Here is a 24,323-nt window from a genome sequence, read left to right as displayed (position 1 = left end):
TCAATTAAAGATGTTGATGAAACTGCCAATAGCGGCCTCGCTGAGCCATCAGCATCTGGTGGTCGCCCTGTTCGACTATCTGTCCGCCGTCCATAACGTACAGGCGGTCCATGCTTTCTAAACCGCGTAGGCGATGGGTGATGACCAGCAGCGTTTTATCTTTGCAGTGCTCACGCAGGAGCTGGAGCATTCGCTGTTCAGTTTCGGCGTCCAACCCCTCGGTGGGTTCGTCAAGCAGAATCAGCGGTGCAGGATGTAACAAAGCCCGCGCCAGACCGATTCGGCGCTGTTCGCCGCCGGACAGTTGACGGCCGCCTTCACCCAGCCAGGCATTCAGCCCCTCGTGCTCCAACAGGTGAGCAAGCCCCACCCGCCGCAGGACGTGAGTCAGCGCCTCGTCACAGGCCTCGGGCGCGGCCAGCCGCAGATTCTCACGCAGCGTGTCACTGAAGAGATGTACCCGTTGAGGAACGACGCTCATCATGCTGCGTAGGTTCTCTTCTGACCAGGCAGATAACGGCGAACTATTGAGGCTCACTGCGCCCTCGGTACAGTCCCAAGCACGGGTGAGCAGTTGCATCAGCGTGGATTTACCGCATCCGGTTTTACCCAACAGCGCGATGTGCTCGCCGGGTTGGAGGCTCAGTGAAATATGCTGAAGCACCGGCAGAGGCTGATCCGGATAGGTAAAACTCACGTTGTCCAATGTTAACGCGGCCTGAGAAGCGGGGGGGGGCCCTCGGCAGTGAATACGACGGCAGGCGTCAGCTTCATCAACTGGTCGACTCGAACGGCGGACGCGGCGACCTGTCCGAGATGTTGGAAGGCGTTTGCGACCGGACCCAACGCTTCAAAGGCGGCCAGCGAGGCGAAAACAAACAAGGCGATGAGCGCGCCCGGCTGCGTATCACCGCCGACGCCGCTGGCCGCCATCCACAGGATCAGCGTGACGGTGAGTCCGCCGCTCAAGATGATGAGGGATTGCGCTAGCGCGCTGAGCGTCGCCTGCTGACGTTGCCGTGATAACCAGCGATTTTCCAGTTGATCCAGCCGATGCCGGAAAGAGACTAACGAACCGAAGATAGTCAGCTCGGCCTGCCCCTGTAGCCAGGCGGTCAACTGGAGGCGGTATTGCGCGCGTAACTGAGTCAGCGCTTCGCCAACCGGCTGGCCTGTTCGGTAAAACGCCGGCGGCATGATGATCAAGAGCAGCAGCATGATGGACGCCAGCGTCATCGCCAATGTGCTATCCAGCCAGCTAAGACCGAAAGCCACCACCACGATAACGAAGAGAGCGCTGACCAGCGGCGAAATCACACGCAGATACAAATGGTCCAGTGTATCGACGTCCGCCACCAGGCGGTTAAGCAGGTCTGCCTGTCTAAAACGGCTGAGCCCGCCGGGGGAAAGCGGCAGAATGCGGCTAAAGGTATACACGCGCAGATGCAGCAGCACGCGGAAGGTGGCATCGTGGCTGACCAGTCGTTCGAAGTAGCGGCTCACTGTGCGTGTAATCGCGGCGCCGCGGACGCCAGCGGCGGGTAGCATGTAGTTGAAGGTATAAAGCCCGGCGAGTCCGGCGAGCGCCGAGCCGGCAAGGAACCAACCGGAGAGCGCCAGCAGTCCGATACTCGCGAGCAGGGTAGCGATGGCGAGCACTACTCCCAAACTGAGTCGCCAAAAGTAGCGGCGATAAAGCCCCAGAAACGGCATCAATACCTGGATGACCTGTGTTTTCTTCATCTCAGAGCTCTCCTCGGCGTTGTGCCATCAATTCTGCGAAAGGCCCCGGCGACGTGCTGAGCGCATTGAAATGCCCTTGCTGTACCAGACGTCCCGCTGCCATCACCCACACCTCATCATAGCGATTGGCCTCGTCGAGCTGATGCGTAATCAGCAGGGTTGTCTGTCGCGCTGCGGCAGCACTCAGTGCATTCATCACCCGTTGTTCGCTATGTGCATCCAGGCTGGCCGTAGGCTCGTCCAGCAACAGTAAATGGCTGGGGCGCATCAGGGCTCTTGCCACCGCGACACGCTGAGCCTGGCCGACGGAGAGGCGTGCCGCGGCATCGCCCAGCACGGTATCCAGTCCTTGAGGCAGACAAGGCAGGAATTCGTGGACATAGGCGTTTTCTACCGCTGTTTGAAGCGTCTGTTCATCTGCTTCGGGATGACCTAGCAGAATATTTTGCCGCAGGGTCTGTTCCGGCAGATGCGGATTCTGGCCTACCCAGCTCAGTTGCTTGCGCCAGGCATCGGGGGCGATTGTGTTCAGCTCCACGTTATTGACGGTCAGAGAGCCTCGATAGGGCAGGAACCCAAGTAACACATTCAACAGCGACGTTTTGCCTGCGCCGCTGGCGCCGACCAATGCGATCCGTTGCCCGGCCGCAATGGTGAACGAAAGCGGTCCGGCAAGTACGGATCCGGTTGGCGTAAGAATCGTCAGATCTCTGGCAACCAATTCCAGCGATTCGACACTATCAAAATCCGCCTGGCCACCACCGACGCTCTCCCCCTCTTCGGAAAGGAAGGTATACAGGGTTTCCGCGGCGCCGACGGCTTGGGCTTTAGCGTGGTAGAACATCCCTAAATCGCGCAGAGGCTGGAAGAACTCAGGCGCAAGGATCAGGACCAGAAAACCGGCAAACAAGGTGACGCCAGTCCCGTAATGACCAAAGTTGAGTTCTCCCAAATACGAGAAACCGAAATAGACCGCGACGATGGCGATGGAAATCGATGCGAAGAACTCTAGTACGCTGGAGGAAAGGAAGGCCATTCGCAACACTTCCATCGTGCGGCGGCGAAAATCTTCGGAGGCTTGACGGATACGATCGGTTTCGGCCTGACCGCGGAAGAATAACCGCAGGGTTTCCAGTCCCCGCAGGCGATCAAGAAAATGACCGCTCAGGCGTTCCAATGCCAGGAAATTGCGGCGGTTGGCTTCTGCTGCGCCCATGCCGACCATCGCCATAAATATGGGGATCAACGGGGCGGTCAAAAATAGGATCAGTCCCGCCGCCCAGTTGATGGGAAAGACGAAGAGGAGGATCAGGAGCGGCATCAGCGCCGCCAAATACATTTGCGGCAGATAGCGGGCATAGTAATCCTGCATGTCGTCGACCTGTTCTAGAATCAGCGACGCCCAGCTTCCGGCCGGTTTGCCCTGAATCCAGGCCGGTCCCAACTGCTGTAAGCGATCCAGCACCTTACTACGAATCTGTCGGCGGATGACCTCGCCGCAGCGGAATCCGACGCGCTCCCGTATCCAGCTCATAATCGCGCGTAAACAAAATGTGGCCGCTAACAACGAAAACGGCGCGAGTAACTGTTCTCGAGGGGTGTGATCGATGATGAGCGCCTGCAACAGCGCGGCTAATAGCCAGGCCTGGGCGATAATGAGCAGACCGCTCACCAGCCCTAACAGAAGCGAAAGGCGCAACCAGCGTTGCGCCAACCGGCTTTGCTGCTTCAGCCAGCGGGTGAGTTCTTGTTGTCGGGAATTTTTCATCAGTTGCCGATTGTCTTCTTGTGAGAGTATTGCGAAATAACGCTTGTATAACCGCGGGTTAACATTTGTTCGGGCGTTCGGTCAATTTGGCGTCATGTTATCGTGACGAGAAGGTCATGCAAACGAAAAGAGGCGGAAAATGAGGCTGTGCGATCAATTTTCACAAATCGAGAAAGAAAGGCCTGAGAGAGAGAAAACTCCCTCAGGCAAGGGTGATCAGCTATTGCCCAGACCATCCAGATAGCGCTCGGCATCTAATGCGGCCATACATCCCGTTCCGGCGGAGGTGATAGCCTGACGGTAGATATGATCCATGACGTCGCCTGCGGCAAACACGCCGGGAATGCTGGTCTGCGTCGCGTTGCCGTGAATGCCGGATTGCACCTTGATATAGCCGTTTTCCAGCGCGAGCTGATTATCAAAAATTGCGGTGTTCGGGCTGTGCCCGATGGCGATGAAGGCACCGGCGACGTCCAGTGTTTCCGTCGCTCCGCTGTGCGTGTCGCGCAGACGAACGCCGGTGACGCCCATCTCGTCGCCCAGAACCTCATCCAGCGTACGGTCGGTGTGCAGCACGATGTTGCCGTTAGCGACTTTCTCGTTCAAACGATCGATCAGAATTTTTTCTGAACGGAAAGTATCGCGGCGATGAATCAGATGAACTTCAGAGGCGATGTTGGAAAGATACAGCGCTTCTTCTACGGCCGTGTTGCCACCGCCGACGACCGCGACCTTTTGGTTTCGATAAAAGAATCCATCGCAAGTCGCACAGGCGGAAACGCCTTTGCCCTTAAACGCTTCTTCAGACGGCAGCCCCAGATAACGAGCGGAGGCTCCCGTGGCGATAATCAGGGCGTCGCAGGTGTACTCTTCGCTGTCGCCGAACAGGCGGAAAGGGCGAGTCTGGAGGTCGACGCGGTTGATGTGGTCGAAGACGATTTCCGTATTGAACTTCGTGGCGTGGGCGTGCATTCGTTCCATCAGCGCCGGACCGGTCAAATCATCGGCATCACCCGGCCAGTTTTCAACTTCTGTTGTAGTGGTCAGCTGACCGCCTTTTTCCATCCCGGTAATCAATAGCGGATTCAGGTTGGCGCGCGCAGCGTAGACCGCGGCGGTATATCCGGCGGGGCCGGAGCCCAGAATTAACAGTTTGCGGTGTTTGGCTGTACCCATGAGTTCCTTAACTCCAGTGGAGGGACGATAGGGCGATTGTAAGGAAATTACCGGCCTAAAAAAAGTGTCGGGGAATGTTGTTAACTATTTGTCTTATCGTTAACAACCATTGAAAAAAGTGAAACACGGCTGGAGCGGGGATGTAACGAGCTAACTTGCGGCCAGCAAAAAAGCATCAAAACGCTGCCTGGCAGCGTTTCTAGGATTTGAATCTGGCAGTTTCTTCTGATTTTAATTGTTTTGCTTTGACAATCGGCTGCGCTTTTGCGAAAACATCCTATGAAGAGGAAAATTTTTGTATGTGAATAGTTGAATGCTCGGCTTTTTATCCGTTTTGGCATTGTTTAATTGGCAGGCGACAGCATAGCTCATGCACCTGTTTGTCGTACGCGGGATACGGAATAAACAGACGTGACTTTTGATGTACAAAATAGACAGGGGTCTTCTTTAGGGGCAACTCTGGCACATTGATGTGGGCCAGAGGGAGCGATGAGCAGGGAAGAGTGAAGAGAGACAATAATAATGGTAGACACAAAAAAACGTCCGGGAAAAGATCTTGATCGTATCGATCGCAATATCCTGAACGAATTGCAAAAAGATGGTCGTATCTCCAACGTGGAGCTGTCCAAGCGGGTTGGTTTGTCGCCCACACCGTGTCTGGAACGCGTTAGACGTCTGGAGAGACAGGGTTTTATCAATGGTTATACGGCGTTACTGAATCCTCATTATCTGGATGCTTCGCTTCTGGTCTTCGTGGAAATCACGCTGAACCGTGGTGCGCCGGATGTATTTGAACAGTTCAATACTGCGGTACAGAAGCTGGAAGATATTCAGGAATGTCATCTGGTTTCCGGAGATTTTGACTATCTGCTGAAAACCCGCGTGCCGGACATGTCTGCCTACCGTAAACTGCTGGGGGAAACGTTGCTGCGTCTGCCTGGCGTTAACGACACCCGCACCTATGTGGTGATGGAAGAAGTTAAGCAGAGCAACCGGTTGGTCATCAAGACCCGCTGACGTATGGGTGCAAAGCCCGGCAAACTCAGCTACACTCCTGTGATTTTATACAGCTACAGCGCCGGGACCTTCTCGGCGTTTTGTCATGACTCCTTTACCGGAACCTGGAGAAACGCTTGAGCCAGGAATACACTGAAGATAAAGAAATTACGCTGGAAAAACTCAGCGCGGGGCGGCGTGTAATAGAAGCGTTGCTTGTTGTTGCAGGGCTGTTCGCCTGCTACCTGGCCGCTTCGCTGCTGAGCTTCAGCCCGTCCGATCCTAGCTGGTCTCAGACCGCCTGGCATGAACCCATTCACAACCTGGGCGGTGGCGTTGGCGCCTGGCTGGCCGATACGCTGTTTTTCGTTTTTGGCGTATTGGCTTATGCCATTCCCCCCGTGATGATCTCGCTTTGTTGGCTGATTTTTCGTCAGCGAAACCATCAGCATGCGCTTGACTATTTCACCTTCTCTCTACGTCTGATTGGCGCTTTGGCGCTCATCCTGACCTCGTGTGGTTTAGCCGCCGTCAACGTGGACGACCTGTACTATTTTGCCTCCGGCGGCGTGCTCGGCAGTTTGCTCAGCAGCGCCATGATTCCGCGATTTAACAGCATCGGCTCTACGCTGATTCTTTTGTGCGTTTGGGCGGCGGGGCTGACGTTATTCACCGGTTGGTCGTGGCTGACGATCGCGGAAAAAATCGGGGCTGCGGTGATGGGCTGCTTGACCTTATTCTCCAACCGCGGACGCCGTGATGACGCTATCGACGAAGAGGATATGGCGCACGATACGGAGCATGAAACTGCAGTAACGCCCTCCGTCGCGCTTCGCGAACACGAGGTGGATGAAGACGATGTGCTACTCGCTGCCCCAGCGGAGCCTGGTGTTCAGCCAGTAGCCGCTGAAGAGCAGGTGCCTTCGCCACCGTCTTCCGAGCCGGCAATAGAGGACGTCTCGCAGGACATGTCTGCGACCGAGACACCAGCCGGAAACGTCACGGTTCCTGCCACGCCCATTGACAGCCAGAAGGTTGTCACCGTCCCGACGGAGACGGATAAGCACGTCAGCGAAACGGAAAAAAGCGAAGTCCCTCCCCTGTATTCTTTCGACGTGCCTGAGTCTCCGGCTGCGGAGCCTTTGAACGAAGACTCGATGCATCACGCTCCGCCAGACGACCCGGTTCCCCCGGTGCCGTCCACACCAGTAACGCCTGCTACGGCAGCGGCAGCGGCTGCGGCAACGGTATCAACAAGTCAGGCGGCGTCTTCGCTGTCGTTTACTCCGGCCTTTTCAGCAGATGATTCGAATCCGCAGATCAAGCAGGGGGTAGGGCCGGAATTGCCGCGCCCGAATCCTGTGCGCATTCCAACGCGGCGTGAGCTGGCTTCATACGGTATCAAGCTGCCCTCGCAGCGCCTGGCGGAACAGCAGGAGCGAGACGCTCAACGTCAAGCGCAGCTGAATGGGGGCGTCGAGCCCGTGGAGAGTATCGAAGCAGATCAAGAGGACGATGCGTTGATGCATCAGCTCGCTCAGGACTTCGCTGAGCAGCAACAGGAACGTTACGGTCACGACACATTGAATGATGGGCCGGAAGAGCGCTCCGCTGAGCAGGTTGCGCCGCCGTCGCAAGTTTCGCCACCGCCTCACTCTACGAACGTTCCGCCGTTAGACAGTGTTTTCGCTATTTCTCCGTTGGCTGACCTGGTTGACGATACGCCAAGCGAGCCGTTATTTACTTTGTCTCCTGAGGAAGAGGCCGCTGCCGTAGAGCATTTTGCTTCGCAAAACGCGTCTACGCCTTCTGTCCAGCCCGCAGCGGCGGTATCAACTCCAGCACCTGACGCGGCGGAGGATGAGGACAACGATGCTTCTCCGTCTATTATGGATAGCCTGATCCACCCGTTCCTGATGCGTAACGACCAGCCGTTACAGAAGCCGACCACACCGTTCCCTTCTTTCGATCTGCTGACTCCGCCATCGGGCAATGAAGACCCGGTGGATGATTTTGCCCTGGAACAAACGGCAAGACTGATTGAAGCGCGTTTAGCGGATTATCGCGTCAAGGCGACGGTCGTGGATTATCATCCCGGCCCGGTCATCACGCGCTTCGATCTGGATCTGGCGCCTGGCGTAAAAGCGGCGCGAATTTCTAACCTCGCGAAGGACTTGGCTCGTTCACTGTCCGTGGTGGCTGTGCGTATTGTCGAAGTAATTCCCGGCAAACCCTATGTCGGTCTGGAGTTGCCCAACAAACGTCGCCAGACCGTATTCCTGCGTGAAGTCCTGGATTGCGACAGTTTCCGCGACAATCCGTCGCCCCTGTCGGTCGTACTAGGCAAGGATATCGCGGGCCAGCCGGTGGTGGCCGATCTGGCTAAAATGCCGCATTTGCTGGTGGCGGGGACGACCGGTTCTGGTAAATCCGTCGGCGTCAATGCCATGATTATCAGTATGTTGTATAAAGCATCGCCGAAAGATGTTCGTTTCATCATGATCGACCCCAAAATGTTGGAGCTGTCGGTCTATGAAGGTATCCCGCACCTCCTGACAGAGGTCGTAACGGACATGAAGGATGCGGCTAACGCGCTTCGCTGGTGCGTTGGCGAAATGGAGCGGCGGTACAAGCTGATGTCGGCGCTGGGCGTGCGTAACCTGAGTGGTTACAACGAGCGCGTCGAACAGGCGGAATCTATGGGCCGCCCCATTCCCGATCCGTTCTGGAAGCCGGGCGACAGCATGGAAACACAGCCGCCAATGCTGGAAAAACTGCCTTACATCGTGGTGATGGTGGACGAATTCGCCGATCTGATGATGGCCGTGGGTAAAAAGGTGGAAGAGCTGATCGCGCGTCTGGCGCAGAAGGCGCGTGCCGCAGGTATTCATTTGGTTCTGGCGACGCAGCGCCCGTCGGTGGATGTTATCACCGGGCTGATTAAGGCCAACATTCCCACGCGTATCGCGTTTACCGTCTCCAGCAAGATCGATTCGAGAACGATCCTCGATCAGGGCGGGGCGGAGTCCCTGCTGGGTATGGGCGACATGTTGTATATGGCGCCTAACTCGTCAATACCCGTGCGTGTGCATGGCGCATTCGTTCGTGATCAGGAAGTGCATGCCGTCGTCCAGGACTGGAAAGCGCGCGGTCGCCCTGAATACATCGACAGCATCGTTAAAGGCGGTGATGAGGGCGAAGGCGGCAGTTTGGGTCTGGATGGGGATGAAGAGCTCGACCCGCTGTTCGATCAGGCGGTGGCCTTTGTGGTGGAAAAACGCCGCGCATCAATATCTGGCGTACAGCGCCAGTTCCGCATAGGCTACAACCGGGCGGCGCGTCTTGTAGAACAGATGGAGGCGCAGGGCATTGTCAGCTCCCCGGGGCATAACGGCAATCGCGAAGTTCTCGCTCCTCCTCCCATGGAATAATACTTGGACCGAAACGGCTATCGTCTGTGCAAAGATGCGTAAAGCCCGATATTACAGACAACGACGGCTGTTTCGGTTTACCTCGCTGATCTACAGTGAGGTAGTACACTCGGCGGTTGTCCAATACAGCCGTTGACCGATGCCATCAAGATAGTAAAAGGATCTTTTTATGATAAAAAAATGGTTAATGACCGGTTGTTTGCTGTCGAGCATGGTATCCGGCGTCGTTCATGCGGACGCCTCCAGCGATTTGCAAAGTCGTCTGAGCAAAGTTAATAGTTTCCATGCCAGTTTTTCACAAAAGGTGACCGGCAATGATGGTTCCGCGGTGCAAGATGGCGAAGGCGAACTGTGGGTCCAGCGTCCGAATCTGTTTAATTGGAAAACGACGTCGCCGGATGAAAGCGTACTGATTTCTGACGGCAAGACTTTGTGGTTTTATAACCCCTTTGTCGAGCAGGTCACCGCGACTTGGGTGAAAGATGCGACGGGGAATACGCCGTTTATCCTGATTACGCGCAACAGCCCGAGCGACTGGAAGAACTACCATGTGACGCAGAAAGGCGATGACTTCGAGCTAATGCCGAAGTCCGCCAGCGGCAACCTGCGCCAATTCTCCATCAGCGTGACCAGTTCCGGCACCATCAAAGGCTTTACTGCCACCGAACAGGACGGTCAGCGTAGTAGCTACGTTCTCAAAGATCAGCAGAACGGAGCGGTAGACGCGGCAAAATTCACCTTTACACCGCCCAAAGGGGTGGCGGTGGACGACCAACGTCAGTGAGGCGTCTGTGAGTAATCTGTCACTCGACTTTTCCCAGAATGAATTTCAGCCCCTGGCCGCGCGTATGCGGCCAGTCACGTTAGCGCAGTATATTGGCCAGCAGCATTTACTGGGGCCGGGCAAACCGTTGCCGCGCGCGATTGAGTCCGGACAGCTACATTCGATGATTCTGTGGGGGCCTCCGGGAACCGGAAAAACCACGCTGGCGGAATTAATTGGTCGTTACGGGGATGCCGATGTTGAGCGTATTTCAGCAGTGACGTCAGGCATTAAGGAAATTCGCGAAGCGATTGAGCGCGCGCGGCATAATCGTGATGCTGGGCGTCGCACCATTCTGTTCGTGGATGAAGTACACCGGTTCAATAAAAGCCAACAGGATGCTTTTCTCCCTCATATCGAGGACGGCACGATCACCTTCATCGGCGCGACCACAGAGAACCCCTCGTTTGAGCTGAATTCGGCATTGTTGTCCCGCGCCCGCGTTTATTTATTAAAAGCGCTGACGGCGGAGGATATCGAAGTGGTCTTGGCGCAAGCGCTGCAGGATAGCGAGCGTGGACTCGGAAAACAGCATATCGTCTTGCCTGATGAGACGAGACGCCTGCTGTCTCAACTGGTGAGCGGGGATGCACGTCGCGCGTTGAATTTGCTGGAAATGATGTCGGATATGGCGGAAGTCGATGCTGCCGGTGAGCGTCATCTGACCCCCGATTTGCTTAACGAGGTCGCCGGTGAACGCAGCGCCCGTTTTGATAACAAAGGCGACCGCTATTACGACCTCATCTCCGCATTGCATAAGTCAGTGCGGGGCTCCGCGCCGGATGCGGCACTTTACTGGTACGCCCGAATTATCACGGCGGGCGGCGATCCACTGTATGTCGCCCGGCGTTTGCTGGCGATTGCATCGGAAGATGTGGGTAATGCCGACCCCCGTGGTATGCAGGTCGCAATTGCCGCGTGGGACTGCTTTACCCGCGTGGGGCCGGCCGAAGGGGAGCGGGCGATCGCTCAGGCTATCGTCTACCTGGCCTGCGCGCCTAAAAGCAATGCCGTTTATACGGCATTCAAGGCGGCAATGCGCGATGCCCGTGAAAATCCGGATTTCGATGTGCCCGACCATTTACGCAATGCGCCCACCGCGCTTATGAAGGAGATGGGTCTCGGTGCTGAGTATCGGTACGCGCATGACGAACCCAATGGCTATGCGGCAGGCGAGAACTATTTTCCCTCGGAATTGGCGGCTACGCAGTATTATCATCCAACCTCTCGCGGCTTAGAGGGGAAGATCGGTGAAAAGCTCGCCTGGCTGGCCTCTCAGGATCAAAATAGCCCGACAAAACGCTACCGCTAGCCTACCCGTTGCGGTAAGGTTACAGCCGATATCTTTCTGCTACAGGGACCTTTGCAGGCCCGCTGTTATATCTCTTCCATCAATAAAAAGCACAGGACTAGCATGCTTGATCCCAATTTACTGCGTAATGAGCTAGACGCAGTTGCCGAAAAACTACTGGCTCGTCGAGGTTTTACACTGGACGTCGAGGCGCTGCGCGCACAAGAAGCACGTCGCAAAACGCTACAGGTCGAAACGGAAAGTTTGCTGGCAGAACGTAACTCCCGATCGAAAGAGATCGGCGCGGCTAAAGCACGTGGTGAAGACATTGAACCGCTGCGCCGTGAAGTTAACGCATTGGGAGAGAAGCTGGAATCTGCGAAAAAAGAGCTCGATCAACTTCAGAACGCGATTCGCGACTTGTCTTTGACGATCCCGAATTTGCCTGATGACTGCGTGCCGTTGGGCAAAGACGAGACCGAAAATCAGGAAATCAGCCGTTGGGGCGAGCCGCGCCAATTGGATTTTAAACCTCGCGACCACGTCGAGCTGGGCGAGCTCAACAATGGCTTGAGCATGGCCGACGGTGTGAAACTGACCGGTTCACGCTTCTCCGTTATGCGCGGACAGGTTGCGCGTATGCATCGTGCGCTTGCCCAATTCATGCTGGACCAACATACCGAGCAGCATGGTTACCTGGAAGCCTATGTCCCATATCTGGTTAACCAGGACTCCCTGTATGGTACAGGCCAGTTGCCGAAGTTCGGCGAAGATCTGTTCCATACCAAGCCGTTGTCTGAAGAAGCGGATAGTAGCAATTACGCTTTGATTCCGACGGCGGAAGTGCCGCTGACCAATCTGGTGCGCAACGAAATCCTGGATGAAGAGTCTTTACCGATCAAAATGACGGCGCATACGCCGTGCTTTCGCTCTGAAGCAGGTTCCTACGGACGTGACACTCGCGGTCTGATTCGCGTTCATCAGTTCGACAAAGTCGAAATGGTGCAGGTTGTGCGCCCTGAAGATTCCATGCAGGCATTGGAAGAGTTGACCGGACATGCGGAAAAAATCCTGCAACTGCTGAAATTGCCTTATCGTAAGGTGCTGTTATGTACGGGCGATATGGGCTTCGGATCCTGTAAGACCTACGATCTGGAAGTGTGGCTGCCTGCGCAAAACACTTATCGTGAAATCTCTTCATGCTCCAACATGTGGGATTTCCAGGCGCGTCGCATGCAGGCTCGCTGCCGCAGCAAAGGTGAGAAGAAACCCCGTCTGGTTCACACACTGAACGGCTCTGGTCTGGCTGTAGGGCGTGCGCTTGTCGCCGTGATGGAAAATTATCAGCAGGCTGATGGACGCATTGAAGTGCCGGAAGTGCTGCGTCCTTATATGCACGGACTGGAATTTATCGGCTAAGCCGTTTCAGCTCAGAAAAGCGCCCTCAGGGGCGCTTTTTTTATCCCTAAACTTTGGTGTTTACAGCAATGTGCGTTGGGGTGCTTTCATCGTAAGACTCTTGGTAAGACCTGGGGTAGCGTCCGCGTTATTTGGCTATAGGAAAAGCGTATTACCCTAAAAAATACCCCAAGCCGAGATTCGTTAAGACGTGGTGGGCCTCCGCTATATGAGGCCATGAACAAATCGTGCGGTCACTCTCTCAACACAGATTGACTTTAACTTTGCTGGTGGCATGATGCGCGCAAAATATCTTCTCTCGTGGTCATCGACCCATGTTCACCTATACGCGCCCGGTCATTTTGCTGCTTAGCGGTCTCTTGCTGCTAACGGTCTGCATTGCTGTGCTTAATACGCTCGTTCCCCTTTGGTTGAATGCTCAACAGCTGTCGGTATGGCAAGTCGGGTTGGTGGGTTCCTCATACTTCAGTGGCAACCTGATTGGCACGTTGTTGGCCGGAGCTTGATCCACCGGTTTGGGTTTAATCGCTCTTATTACTTCGCCGCCATCCTGCTGGCTACCGCTACTGCAGCCTTAGCATTGTCGGTCGATTTCTGGAGCTGGTTGCTGTGGCGCTTAATTGCGGGCGTTGGTTGTGCATTGATATGGGTTGTCGTGGAAAGCGCGCTGCTTTGCGGCGGTCACGCCACTCACCGCGGGCAACTGCTGGCGGCGTACATGATGGCGTATTATCTGGGGAGCGTCGTGGGGCAACTCCTGCTGAGCATGGTCCAAACCGATGTATTTAGCGTCTTGCCGTGGGCGGTGACGCTGGTCGTACTCAGTGTATTACCGATGCTGTTTGCCCGCCTTTCCCCGCCACAAATTATGACGCACAAGGTGAATGTCTGGCAGATGTTACGTTACCGTACGGCCCGTTTAGGCATTAATGGCTGTGTGATTTCCGGCATCATCTTGGGATCAATGTATGGTCTGATGCCGCTCTATCTTGCCCATCAGGGAATGAGTGACGCACAGGTCGGTTATTGGATGGCGCTGCTGATTAGCGCCGGTATTTTTGGACAATGGCCGGTAGGCAAAATGGCGGATCGCTATGGCCGCCTGATGGTACTGCGGGTATTAGTGTTCGCGGTGATCATCGGCTGTATCATGATGCTGGGCTTCAGTCGAGTTGCGATGGTGCCAGCGTTATTCATTCTGGGCTGCGCGGCATTTACGCTCTATCCCGTGGCCATGTCTTGGGCCTGCGAGAAAGTGGCGGCGGGAGAGTTGGTGGCGATGAATCAGGCTTTGCTGCTGAGCTACACGATTGGCAGTCTGACGGGACCGAGTTTGGCGGCGATGCTGATGCAGTCATACTCCGATAAACTGCTGTTCGTTCTCATTGGCGCCATTGCTTTCTGTTATCTGGTCATGCTACTAAGAAAGGCCAATCATCAACATCCCAATCCACTGGCAGCAGCTTGAAGGTTGAATCAACACGCCGGCCACAGGTGACCGGCTTGCGGTAAATGTTCAATAAGCGACGTGGTGGCCGTAGCTTTCAAGAATGGATTTAACGCGGTTCATCGTTTCGGCTTTCGGTGGTTTAACGCCATCCAACTGGTACTCCTCGCCCATAGCGACCCATTTGTGTTTACCCAGTTCGTGATAGGGCAGTAGTTCAATCTTCTCGATGTTCCCCATCTCTTGAGTGAACGCTCCTAGCATGTGCGCTGACTTGTCGTCATCGGACCAACCGGGAACGACCACATACCGAATCCATGTTCTCTGGTTACGTTTTGCGAGGTAGCGTGCGAATTCCAGCGTACGATGATTGGAAACACCGACCAGATTTTGGTGGATGGTGTCGTCAAGCTGTTTTAAATCCAGCATCACCAAATCGGTGGCATCCAGCAGTTCGTCAATCACCGGATCGTAACGGCGTACAAATCCATTGGTATCAAGGCAGGTGTTGATGCCCTGTTCCTGACAGGCGCGGAACCAATCGCGAACGAATTCCGCTTGCAGAATGGCTTCTCCACCGGAGGCGGTCACGCCCCCACCGGAAGCATTCATGTAATGGCGATAGGTGACCACCTCTTTCATCAGCTCTTCTACCGTAATCTCTTTGCCGCCGTGAGTATCCCAGGTGTCACGGTTGTGGCAGTAGAGACAGCGCATCAAACATCCCTGGAAGAAGACGATGAAGCGTATGCCTGGACCGTCGACGGTTCCACAGGACTCGAAAGAGTGAATACGACCAATTACTGACATTGCGAGGTTTCTCCGGGTTGGGCCGAACAATAGCGGCCAGCTGGGGCGCAGTATGACGTCACATTGTGCACGAAGTACATCATGATGACGCTGCGTCGAATCTGTTTTGGCAGCCCTCCCTGGTAAACGGTCACAGCGGGCTGACAAAACAGGCTCTGAATGCTCCGGTGAAGCGGTGAAAAAAGGCCCCACAGAGTGGAGCCTTTATTTTACGCCTTTTCAGGCAGACAGGATAATCAGATGGACTGCGTGAAAGTACGCGTAATCACGTCCTGCTGCTGTTCTTTGGTCAGCGAGTTAAAGCGGACTGCGTAACCAGAAACACGGATGGTCAACTGCGGATATTTTTCCGGGTTTTCCATGGCATCGAGCAACATTTCACGGTTCATCACGTTCACGTTCAGGTGCTGACCACCTTCTACGTTGCTGGATGCTTCGTGGTGGAAGTAACCGTCCATCAGACCAGCCAGGTTGGCTTTACGAACATCGTCGTCTTTACCCAGAGCGTTCGGTACGATTGAGAAGGTGTAAGAAATCCCATCTTTCGCGTAAGCAAACGGCAGTTTAGCGACAGAAGTCAGAGAGGCTACAGCCCCTTTCTGGTCACGGCCGTGCATCGGGTTAGCACCGGGTCCGAACGGCGCGCCAGCGCGACGACCATCCGGAGTGTTACCGGTTTTCTTACCGTATACCACGTTGGACGTGATGGTCAGTACAGACTGAGTCGGTACTGCATTGCGGTAAGTGTTCAGCTGCTGAACTTTCTTCATGAAGCGTTCAACCAGGTCACAGGCCAGGTCATCAACACGCGGGTCGTTGTTACCGAACTGTGGGTATTCGCCTTCGATGTCAAAGTCGATAGCCAGGCCGTCTTCGTCACGAACAGGTTTCACTTTGGCGTATTTGATAGCGGACAGGGAGTCAGCCGCAACAGACAGACCTGCGATGCCGCATGCCATGGTGCGATACACATCACGGTCGTGCAGCGCCATCAGAGAGGCTTCATAGCTGTACTTGTCATGCATGTAGTGAATAATGTTCAGCGCGGTGACGTACTGTTTAGCCAGCCAGTCCATGAAGTGATCCATGCGTTCCATGACTTCGTCGAAGTTCAGGGTTTCGCTCATGATCGGTGCAGATTTCGGGCCTACCTGCATCTTCATTTTTTCGTCCATACCGCCGTTGATTGCATACAGCATGGTTTTCGCCAGGTTGGCACGAGCGCCGAAGAACTGCATCTGTTTGCCCACAACCATCGGGCTAACGCAACAGGCAATGGCGTAGTCGTCATTGTCAAAGTCAGGGCGCATCAGATCATCATTCTCATACTGCAGAGAAGAGGTATCGATGGAGACTTTAGCCGCGTATTTTTTGAAGTTTGACGGCAGTTTTTCAGACCACAGGATGGTCATGTTCGGTTCCGGAGACGGCCCCATGGTGTATAGGGTGTTCAGGAAACGGAAGCTGGTTTTGGTGACCAGCGTACGGCCATCCAGGCCCATACCGGCCAGAGATTCAGTCGCCCAGATCGGGTCGCCGGAGAACAGCTCATCGTATTCAGGGGTACGCAGGAAGCGAACCATACGCAGTTTCATGACCAGGTGGTCGATCAGTTCCTGAGCGTCCTGTTCGGTGATTTTGCCCGCTTTCAGGTCGCGTTCGATGAAGATATCCAGGAAGGTTGAAACTCGACCGAAGGACATCGCGGCGCCGTTCTGAGACTTAACTGCAGCCAGGTAACCGAAGTAGGTCCACTGTACTGCTTCTTGAGCGGTGGTAGCCGGAGCAGAGATATCGCAACCATATTTGGCTGCCATTTCTTTAATCTGTCCCAGAGCGCGATGCTGTTCAGCAATTTCTTCACGCAGACGGATGGTGGCTTCCAGATCTTCGCCGTTTTCCAGTTTGCTCTGCAGAGAGCTGAACTGTGCGAATTTCTCTTTCATCAGGTAGTCGATACCGTACAGCGCAACGCGACGGTAGTCACCGATGATACGGCCACGGCCATACGCATCCGGCAGCCCAGTCAGAACACCGGATTTACGGCAACGCAGGATGTCAGGGGTATAAACGTCAAACACGCCCTGGTTGTGAGTTTTGCGGTATTCGGTGAAGATTTTTTTCAGTTCCGGATCCAGCTCGCGGTTGTACGCTTTGCAAGAACCTTCAACCATCTTGATGCCGCCGAAGGGGATAAGCGCGCGTTTCAGCGGAGCATCAGTCTGCAGACCAACCACTTTTTCAAGGTTGTTATCGATGTAGCCCGCATCATGCGAGGTGATGGTGGCAGCAAGATCAGTATCGAAATCAACAGGCGCATGAGTGCGGTTTTCCTGTTTGATGCCTTCCATGACTTTATCCCACAGCGCGCTGGTTGCAGGAGTAGCGCCCGCCAAGAAAGACTCATCGCCTTCATACGGCGTGTAGTTTTTCTGGATGAAGTCGCGAACATTGACTTCATTCTGCCATTCACCTTTGCTAAAACCATGCCATGCGTTGGCTAATTTTTCATTCAGATCGGTCATTTTACACCTACCTTTTATATGGATTTTTAAAACCCGATGTTGCGGCCGATAACACCCTAGTGCTTGTTTCCACCGCGCAAATAAATAACCCAATAAGTTAAGCCTACCAACAACCCGCCCCCAATGATGTTGCCGATAGTGACCGGGATCAGGTTATCGACAATAAAATTGTGGATAGTCAGGTGTTCGAATTGGCTCGGCGCCATCCCAATGGCATGCCAGAATTCTTCCGAAGCGAAGTTTTTAATCACAATTCCCATGGGAATCATAAACATGTTTGCAATGCTATGCTCGAAACCGCTGGCTACGAACATGGCTACCGGCAAAACCATCACTAGACATTTGTCGAGCAGGGTGCGGCCGGAGTAACTCATCCAGACGGCCAGACAAACCATCAGATTTGCCAGGATGCCGAGGCTCAGCGCTTCAGTGAACGTGTGCTCCAGCTTGTGATTCGCTGTCTGCAGAACATTCAAGCCCCATGCGCCGTTAGCAACCATGTGCTCGCCCGAGAACCAAATCAGCGCAACGAAGATCAGCGCTCCTACCAGGTTCCCAAAATAGACGTTCACCCAGTTACAGCCTAACTGCCGCCAGGTGATGCGGTCGCTGGCCTTAGCCACAAGAATCAACACGGTGGACGTAAACAAATCCGCACCGCAGACCACCACCAGCATCAGCCCTAAAGAGAAGCAGATACCGCCGACCAGCTTGGCCATGCCGAATGGCATAGAGGCAGACCCTGTGGTGGCAGTGATGTAGAAGACAAATGCTATGGAGATGAACACTCCCGCACATATCGCGAGGGAAAATGTAGTAAGCGGTTTTTTTGTGGCTTTATAGACACCTGCATCTTCCGCAACTTTTGCCATTGCTGCCGGTAGTAGCAGAGTAAAGGGGTTGTCAGCTTTCACACTAACTCTCTCTTAAAGTTTATCAGCGCAGTGATATTAACAAAGCATATTAATGCGAAATTTGATATGGATCATAATGGCGGGTACTTGATAGGTATTATACCGCCCAAAATGAGGTGTTTTTTAGGTTAACCGAATGAATTATAAGGAAAAATATTTTTAAAAATATAAAAACGTTTAAGCATAAGCGCCGTAATAGGTATTTTTTATTAAAAAATGGCACTTATAATATAATTATAGCGGTTAAATTCATCGCCACTAGTCGAAATTTAACCAAGTAGTAACATCGGAATTAATATCCATAATTAAATTAAGGTGTTAGGAAAAAATCACCCTAAATTTAGTCTGGGATTATATAGGCTGACGAAAAACGGAAACCGGGGGCGAACAGCCGCGGGGAGTGTAAAGCATTGTTGCAGCGATGGGAATCCATCAGCGTGTAAATATATACCCCACTAATAAAAAACGGGATCATGGTGAGAGACGGCAAGCACAAGCTTGCCGTATTAATAGGAGGGTTAGGATCGCCAGTGCTTACGTTTGGCCTGTTGCAGCTTTTCATAGGCCGCCAGCAGAGACTGGTGAGCGGGCAACGCGGTCAGAGAAGCATCGACAGAGAACAGCTTGTAGAAGCAGGATTCGCCTGCGATGGCCGCGCTGGCTTCTTCAACAGTATTTTGGCCGTACATCTTGACCAACGCATCGTAATACTGCTCAGCCTCTCTTTCCGGCTCCAGCGCCAATTCCAGCAGGGTTTGCAGGCAGCGATAGTAGTTGCTGTGCTCATGACTGAAGACGGACTGGTTGAAGTCCTGCGACCACTCGACCCAACTCAGCGCCTGTTCCAGATCGCCGCCCGCCAGCGCCAGCATGGATTTAAGTTCACCGACACGCAGCGTGAACCAGCCGTTATCTTTGCCGGTCGCAATACCTAACAGTTCGCGCACGCGGGTGAAATCGTCCAGTCCTTCGTCGTCGAGTTGTTGCAACAGCGCCAGATATTCTTCCTGACCAAATTGGCTGTCAGGTAACGCCAGCAAGGTTTCGCGCAGATGCGCCCCCATGCTGTTATTGGCCAGCATTAGGTCTTCGGCAGGATAAATGTCGGACATGCCCGGTACCAAAATACGGCAGGCGTAAACGGAGAGATGCTCATAATCAGCGATATACACCTCTGCATCTTCCTCGCGGAAAATGTCCATCAGCGTCGCGAATTCCTGCTCGGTCGTACCGCTGAAATCCCAGTCGCTAAAAGCGTAATCGGACTCGTCTTTAAAGAGATCCCAGGAGATCAGACCGCTGGAGTCGATGAAGTGCGTCTCCAGGTTCGTGTGCTCAGCGACTTCTTCATTGTCGAACGTTGGCGGGGTGAAGACATCCAGATCTTTCAACCCGCGGCCCTGCAATAGCTCTGTCACGGTGCGCTCCAGCGCGACGCCGAAGTCGGGGTGTGCGCCGAACGAAGCGAAGCAAGTGCCGTTGGCCGGGTTGAACAATACCACGCAGATCACCGGGTATTTTCCGCCCAGGGAAGCGTCGAAGGCAAAAATAGGAAAGCCTTCTTGCTCTAGTGTGGCGACGGCTTCGACAACCCCGGGATAGCGGGACAGCACATCCGCCGGAATTTTCGGCAGGCTAATGGCTTCCGCGATGATTCTATTCTTAACATAGCGCTCGAATACTTCGGAAAGTCCCTGAACGCGCGCCTCATTAGCGCTGTTGCCCGCGGACATCCCGTTTGAAACATACAGATTGCCGATAATGTTGACCGGAATATAAACCGTCTGTAGATCGGACTGGCGGGTGAAAGGCAGTGCGCAGATGCCGCGTTCGGCGTTGCCGGACTGCAGATCGATCAGGTCGTTCGCGGCCAGTTCGTGTTCAGGATTGTAGAAAGCGTGTAGCCGATCATCGAGGATGCCGTCGGGCAGTGTATCGTCCTCTGGCAGGGCGAACCATTTTTCGTCTGGGTAATGGACAAAGTCGCCGTGAGCGATGGTTTGACCCAGATAGAAATCGGCGAAGAAGTAGTTGGTGGACAGACGCTCGAAATATTCGCCAAGCGCGGAAGCCAATGCCGCTTTTTTCGTTGCGCCTTTACCGTTGGTAAAGCATAACGCGCAATCTCGGTCGCGGATATGGACAGACCAGACGTTAGGCACCGGGTTCAGCCAAGAGGCTTCTTCGATGTTGAACCCCAGGTCTTGGAGCTGCTGTTGAAAACGGGCGATGGAGTCTTCCAGGGCGGCGTCTTTGCCTGGGATAAACGTTTGGGTCATGTTGCTCACTCGGTTGTTTTTTTGCAGAAAAGGCATGATACGGACTTTTCTGCGCCGACTCTATTTATTCTCTGTAACAGGCGGGCAACAGGTGAAGGGACGGCGTCGGCTCTCGGTTGGCCACGTTTTCGATGACCGGGGTGAATAAGCGTTGCAGGCGCGAATAACGAGTGATAAAACCAATAACCAAGCAAAACCAGCGACGACTCAGGTCGCCATTTTTTTTATATTTTAGACAGAATGTGGTGAGGGGAAATGACTCAGGTTTTTAATTTTAGCGCCGGTCCGGCGATGCTGCCGACCGATGTATTGCGTCAAGCGCAACAGGAATTGTGTAATTGGCAGGGGCTGGGGACGTCAGTGATGGAAATCAGCCATCGCAGCAAAGAATTTATCCGGGTCGCCACCGAGTCAGAACAGGATCTGCGCGATCTCCTCAATATTCCCTCCAACTATAAAGTCCTTTTCTGCCACGGCGGGGCGCGTGCGCAATTTGCGGCAGTGCCGATGAACCTATTGGGCGACAATAACAAAGCGGACTATATCGACGGCGGTTATTGGGCCCACAGCGCAATTAATGAAGCGCAGAAATATGGCACGCCCAATGTCATCGACGTGAAAACGCGTGCGGATGGCCTGCGGGCAGTAAAACCAATGCGCGAGTGGGCGCTGTCGGACGATGCCGCTTTTGTCCATTACTGCCCGAATGAAACCATCGACGGCATGGCCATTGAAGAGCAGCCTGATTTCGGCGACAAAGTTGTGGTGGCCGACTATTCCTCAAGCATTCTGTCCCGAGCGATTGATGTCACTCGCTACGGCGTCATCTATGCAGGCGCCCAGAAAAACATCGGTCCCGCCGGCCTGACGCTGGTGATTGTACGTGACGACTTGCTGGGCAAATCCCGCCGGGAATTGCCGTCTATGCTGGATTACAAAATTCTGGCCGACAACGATTCTATGTACAATACGCCGCCGACATTTGCCTGGTATCTTTCCGGGCTGGTGTTTAAATGGCTTAAAGCGCAGGGCGGATTGGTTGAGATGGAGAAGAAGAATCAGGCCAAGGCCGAGCTACTTTACTCCGTCATCGATCGCAGCGATTTCTATAGCAACGATGTCGCAGCATCCAACCGTTCCCGCATGAATGTGCCTTTCCTGCTGGCGGATGCCGCGCTGGACAGCGTATTTCTGCAGGAAGCGCAGAGCGCTGGCCTGCATGCGTTGAAAGGGCACCGGGCCGTTGGCGGCATGCGTGCGTCCATCTATAATGCGATGCCCCTGGAAGGAGTGAAGACCCTGACCGAGTTTATGGCTGACTTCGAACGTCGCCACGGCTAATCGCATTAGCATGCGGCCATGCTCGCCCCATTTAAAAGCCCGGTCGGATGCCGGGTTTTTTATATCACTATTTTGGAGACAACAATTCACATGCAGGAATCCCTGACCCTACAACCCATAAAACGCATCGACGGCACGATCAATCTGCCCGGCTCGAAAAGCGTATCCAACCGCGCGCTGCTGCTGGCGGCGTTGGCGGAAGGCACGACGCGCTTAACCAATTTGCTGGATAGCGATGACGTGCGTCACATGCTGAATGCTCTCAAAGCGCTGGGCGTCAGCTATCACTTATCCGCAGACCGGACCCAGTGCGATATCGTAGGGCTAGGCCATCCGTTTTACGTCAACGAGCCGATTGAATTGTTCCTGGGCAATGCAGGAACCGCGATGCGTCCACTGGCTGCCGCGCTGTGCTTGACGGAAGGGGATGTCGTCCTGACGGGTGAACCGCGCATGAAAGAGCGTCCTATCGGTCACCTGGTCGACTCATTGCGTCAGGGCGGCGCGCGCATCGACTATCTGGAGCAGGAGAACTATCCTCCGCTGCGTTTGCAAGGGGGTTTCCAGGGCGGCGATATCACCGTGGATGGAAGCGTCTCCAGCCAATTCCTGACGGCGTTGCTGATGATGTCTCCGCTGGCGCCTAAAGACACACGCATCACCATCAAGGGCGACTTGGTGTCCAAACCGTACATCGACATCACGTTGCATATGATGGAAACGTTCGGCATTTCCGTTGAAAACAAAGCGTATCAGACGTTCCAGATCGCGGGGCGGCAGCGCTACCGCTCGCCGGGCGATTATTTAGTTGAAGGGGACGCATCATCTGCATCCTATTTCTTGGCCGCTGGCGCTATTCGGGGCGGGGTGGTGCGAGTAACCGGCGTAGGGCGTAACAGCGTTCAAGGCGATGTGCGCTTTGCCGATGTGCTGGAAAAAATGGGCGCGATTATTCGCTGGGGCGACGACTACATCGAATGCGAACGTAATGTGCTGCACGCCATCGACATGGACATGAATCATATCCCCGACGCGGCCATGACCATCGCGACTGCGGCCATGTTTGCGGAGGGCGGCACTACCACGCTGCGCAATATCTATAACTGGCGCGTCAAGGAGACCGATCGTTTAGCCGCGATGGCGACCGAGCTGCGTAAAGCCGGCGCGGAAGTAGAAGAAGGGCACGACTATATCCGTATTACTCCGCCGAAACAGCTAACGTCAGCTGAAATTGGTACGTACAACGATCACCGTATGGCGATGTGTTTCTCGTTGTTGGCACTCTCCGACACGCCCGTGACGATCCTCGACCCCAAATGCACGGCGAAAACCTTCCCCGACTATTTTGAGCAATTGGCACGACTGAGTCAGTTTGCTTGATTTGTACTATTTCAGGGGGGGGAATTACGCCTCCCTGAATAGTTTTATCCGCTCTTCGTATAAGAATTCGCCGGATATTCAGTAGGTATAAGTCTTTTATTTAAATTTTATCGCTATGTCGGCGTATAATAGCTGACTTTATTGTCTACAATGGCACGAAGATTTTCCCTGTGTGAAGGAGAAGAACATGGCGGTGACTGCACCGGTAATTACGGTTGACGGGCCGAGTGGCGCGGGTAAAGGCACGCTATGCAAGGCATTAGCAGAGGCGTTGCACTGGAATCTGTTGGATTCCGGCGCTATCTATCGCGTACTGGCGCTCGCGGCGCTGCATCACCAGGTGGATATCCACTCTGAAGAAGCGCTGGTGCCGCTGGCGACGCACCTTGATGTCCGTTTCGTTCCCGAAGACGGGCAGTTGAAAGTGGTGCTGGAAGGCGAAGACGTTAGCCTGGCAATCCGTACAGAAGAAGTGGGCAACACGGCGTCGCAAACGGCTGCATTTCCCCGAGTACGCGAGGCGTTGCTGCGTCGTCAACGCGCTTTTCGCGAGGCGCCCGGCTTGATTGCCGATGGTCGGGATATGGGGACTGTCGTCTTCCCCGATGCGGCCGTGAAGATTTTTCTCGACGCCAGCGCGGAAGAGCGTGCGCAACGCCGCATGCTGCAGTTGCAGGAGAAGGGCTTTAGTGTTAACTTTGAACGTCTTTTATCCGAGATTAAAGAACGCGACGATCGCGATCGTAATCGAGCTGTAGCACCGTTGGTGCCGGCGCCGGACGCTCTGGTGCTGGACTCGACCGAGATGTCGCTAGATGAAGTGGTTGAAAGGGCGCTGGCTTATGTAAGTCAAAAGCTGGGTCCGGCAAACCAATAAATAATCCCACCTCGCTGTAAGGATGCGTAGCGAGGTATGTGAAACAGCCCCATCGAGCAGGATGCCAGATGGACGTTAAATTAAGAAACCCTAAGATTATCAA

At 54.3% G+C, this 24,323-nt stretch carries 14 protein-coding genes and 2 pseudogenes; 9 read left to right on the top strand and 7 right to left on the bottom strand.

The genetic code is table 11. From position 1 onward, the window contains the following. Positions 1-4 precede the first annotated feature (4 nt). From cydC to trxB, 3 genes and pseudogenes are all read right to left on the bottom strand, one after another. A pseudogene (cydC, locus tag AU511_RS03685) lies at positions 5-1,725 on the bottom strand (heme ABC transporter ATP-binding protein/permease CydC). 19 nt (positions 1,726-1,744) lie between these two features. Beyond that, positions 1,745-3,511 (bottom strand): heme ABC transporter permease/ATP-binding protein CydD, encoded by a 1,767-nt coding sequence (gene cydD / locus AU511_RS03680; protein ID WP_094108806.1) that lies wholly within the window; start codon positions 3,509-3,511, stop codon positions 1,745-1,747. Positions 3,512-3,727: 216 nt separating this feature from the next. Next, the gene (gene trxB / locus AU511_RS03675) at positions 3,728-4,687 is read right to left on the bottom strand and encodes a thioredoxin-disulfide reductase (protein ID WP_094100368.1); all 960 of its coding nucleotides are present in this window, start codon (positions 4,685-4,687) and stop codon (positions 3,728-3,730) included. Positions 4,688-5,209: 522 nt separating this feature from the next. On the opposite strand from trxB, the gene lrp reads away from it, so the two are divergent. From lrp to AU511_RS03645, 6 genes and pseudogenes are all read left to right on the top strand, one after another. After that, the gene (gene lrp, locus AU511_RS03670; RefSeq protein WP_094108805.1) at positions 5,210-5,704 is read left to right on the top strand and encodes a leucine-responsive transcriptional regulator Lrp; all 495 of its coding nucleotides are present in this window, start codon (positions 5,210-5,212) and stop codon (positions 5,702-5,704) included. Between the two features lie 116 nt (positions 5,705-5,820). Continuing rightward, a complete protein-coding gene (locus AU511_RS03665) occupies positions 5,821-9,114 on the top strand; it encodes a DNA translocase FtsK 4TM domain-containing protein (protein WP_094108804.1) in 3,294 nt (1,097 codons plus the stop codon). A 172-nt stretch (positions 9,115-9,286) separates the two neighbouring features. Beyond that, a complete protein-coding gene (lolA, locus tag AU511_RS03660; protein ID WP_094108833.1) occupies positions 9,287-9,898 on the top strand; it encodes an outer membrane lipoprotein periplasmic chaperone LolA in 612 nt (203 codons plus the stop codon). A gap of 7 nt (positions 9,899-9,905) precedes the next feature. Then, on the top strand, positions 9,906-11,249 hold the full coding sequence (locus tag AU511_RS03655) for a replication-associated recombination protein A (RefSeq protein ID WP_094108803.1): 1,344 nt from the start codon (positions 9,906-9,908) through the stop codon (positions 11,247-11,249). 102 nt (positions 11,250-11,351) lie between these two features. Continuing rightward, a complete protein-coding gene (serS, locus tag AU511_RS03650; protein ID WP_094108802.1) occupies positions 11,352-12,647 on the top strand; it encodes a serine--tRNA ligase in 1,296 nt (431 codons plus the stop codon). A gap of 314 nt (positions 12,648-12,961) precedes the next feature. Then, a pseudogene (locus AU511_RS03645) lies at positions 12,962-14,115 on the top strand (MFS transporter). Positions 14,116-14,163: 48 nt separating this feature from the next. Here AU511_RS03645 and pflA read toward each other — a convergent pair. From pflA to ycaO, 4 genes are all read right to left on the bottom strand, one after another. Next, positions 14,164-14,904 carry a pyruvate formate lyase 1-activating protein gene (gene pflA, locus AU511_RS03640; protein WP_094108801.1) on the bottom strand — a complete coding sequence of 247 codons (741 nt, stop codon included), beginning with the start codon at positions 14,902-14,904 and terminating at the stop codon, positions 14,164-14,166. A gap of 236 nt (positions 14,905-15,140) precedes the next feature. Beyond that, positions 15,141-17,429 (bottom strand): formate C-acetyltransferase, encoded by a 2,289-nt coding sequence (gene pflB / locus AU511_RS03635; RefSeq protein ID WP_094108800.1) that lies wholly within the window; start codon positions 17,427-17,429, stop codon positions 15,141-15,143. Between the two features lie 56 nt (positions 17,430-17,485). Further along, positions 17,486-18,343 carry a formate transporter FocA gene (focA, locus tag AU511_RS03630; RefSeq protein WP_036150632.1) on the bottom strand — a complete coding sequence of 286 codons (858 nt, stop codon included), beginning with the start codon at positions 18,341-18,343 and terminating at the stop codon, positions 17,486-17,488. A 518-nt stretch (positions 18,344-18,861) separates the two neighbouring features. Then, entirely contained in the window at positions 18,862-20,622 is a 1,761-nt protein-coding gene (ycaO, locus tag AU511_RS03625) for a 30S ribosomal protein S12 methylthiotransferase accessory factor YcaO (protein ID WP_094108832.1), read from the bottom strand. Positions 20,623-20,877: 255 nt separating this feature from the next. On the opposite strand from ycaO, the gene serC reads away from it, so the two are divergent. The 3 genes from serC (at position 20,878) to cmk (ending at position 24,220) form a co-directional block, all read left to right on the top strand. After that, on the top strand, positions 20,878-21,963 hold the full coding sequence (serC, locus tag AU511_RS03620) for a 3-phosphoserine/phosphohydroxythreonine transaminase (RefSeq protein ID WP_094108799.1): 1,086 nt from the start codon (positions 20,878-20,880) through the stop codon (positions 21,961-21,963). Positions 21,964-22,053: 90 nt separating this feature from the next. Continuing rightward, on the top strand, positions 22,054-23,343 hold the full coding sequence (gene aroA / locus AU511_RS03615; protein ID WP_094108798.1) for a 3-phosphoshikimate 1-carboxyvinyltransferase: 1,290 nt from the start codon (positions 22,054-22,056) through the stop codon (positions 23,341-23,343). Between the two features lie 187 nt (positions 23,344-23,530). After that, the gene (cmk, locus tag AU511_RS03610) at positions 23,531-24,220 is read left to right on the top strand and encodes a (d)CMP kinase (RefSeq protein ID WP_094108797.1); all 690 of its coding nucleotides are present in this window, start codon (positions 23,531-23,533) and stop codon (positions 24,218-24,220) included. The last annotated feature ends 103 nt before the right edge of the window (positions 24,221-24,323 follow it).

The organism is Lonsdalea iberica, from assembly GCF_002111585.1.
GTDB lineage: Bacteria > Pseudomonadota > Gammaproteobacteria > Enterobacterales > Enterobacteriaceae > Lonsdalea > Lonsdalea iberica.
The sequence above is the reverse complement of the archived record's forward strand: the minus strand, read 5'-3'. Positions and strand labels throughout refer to the sequence as shown.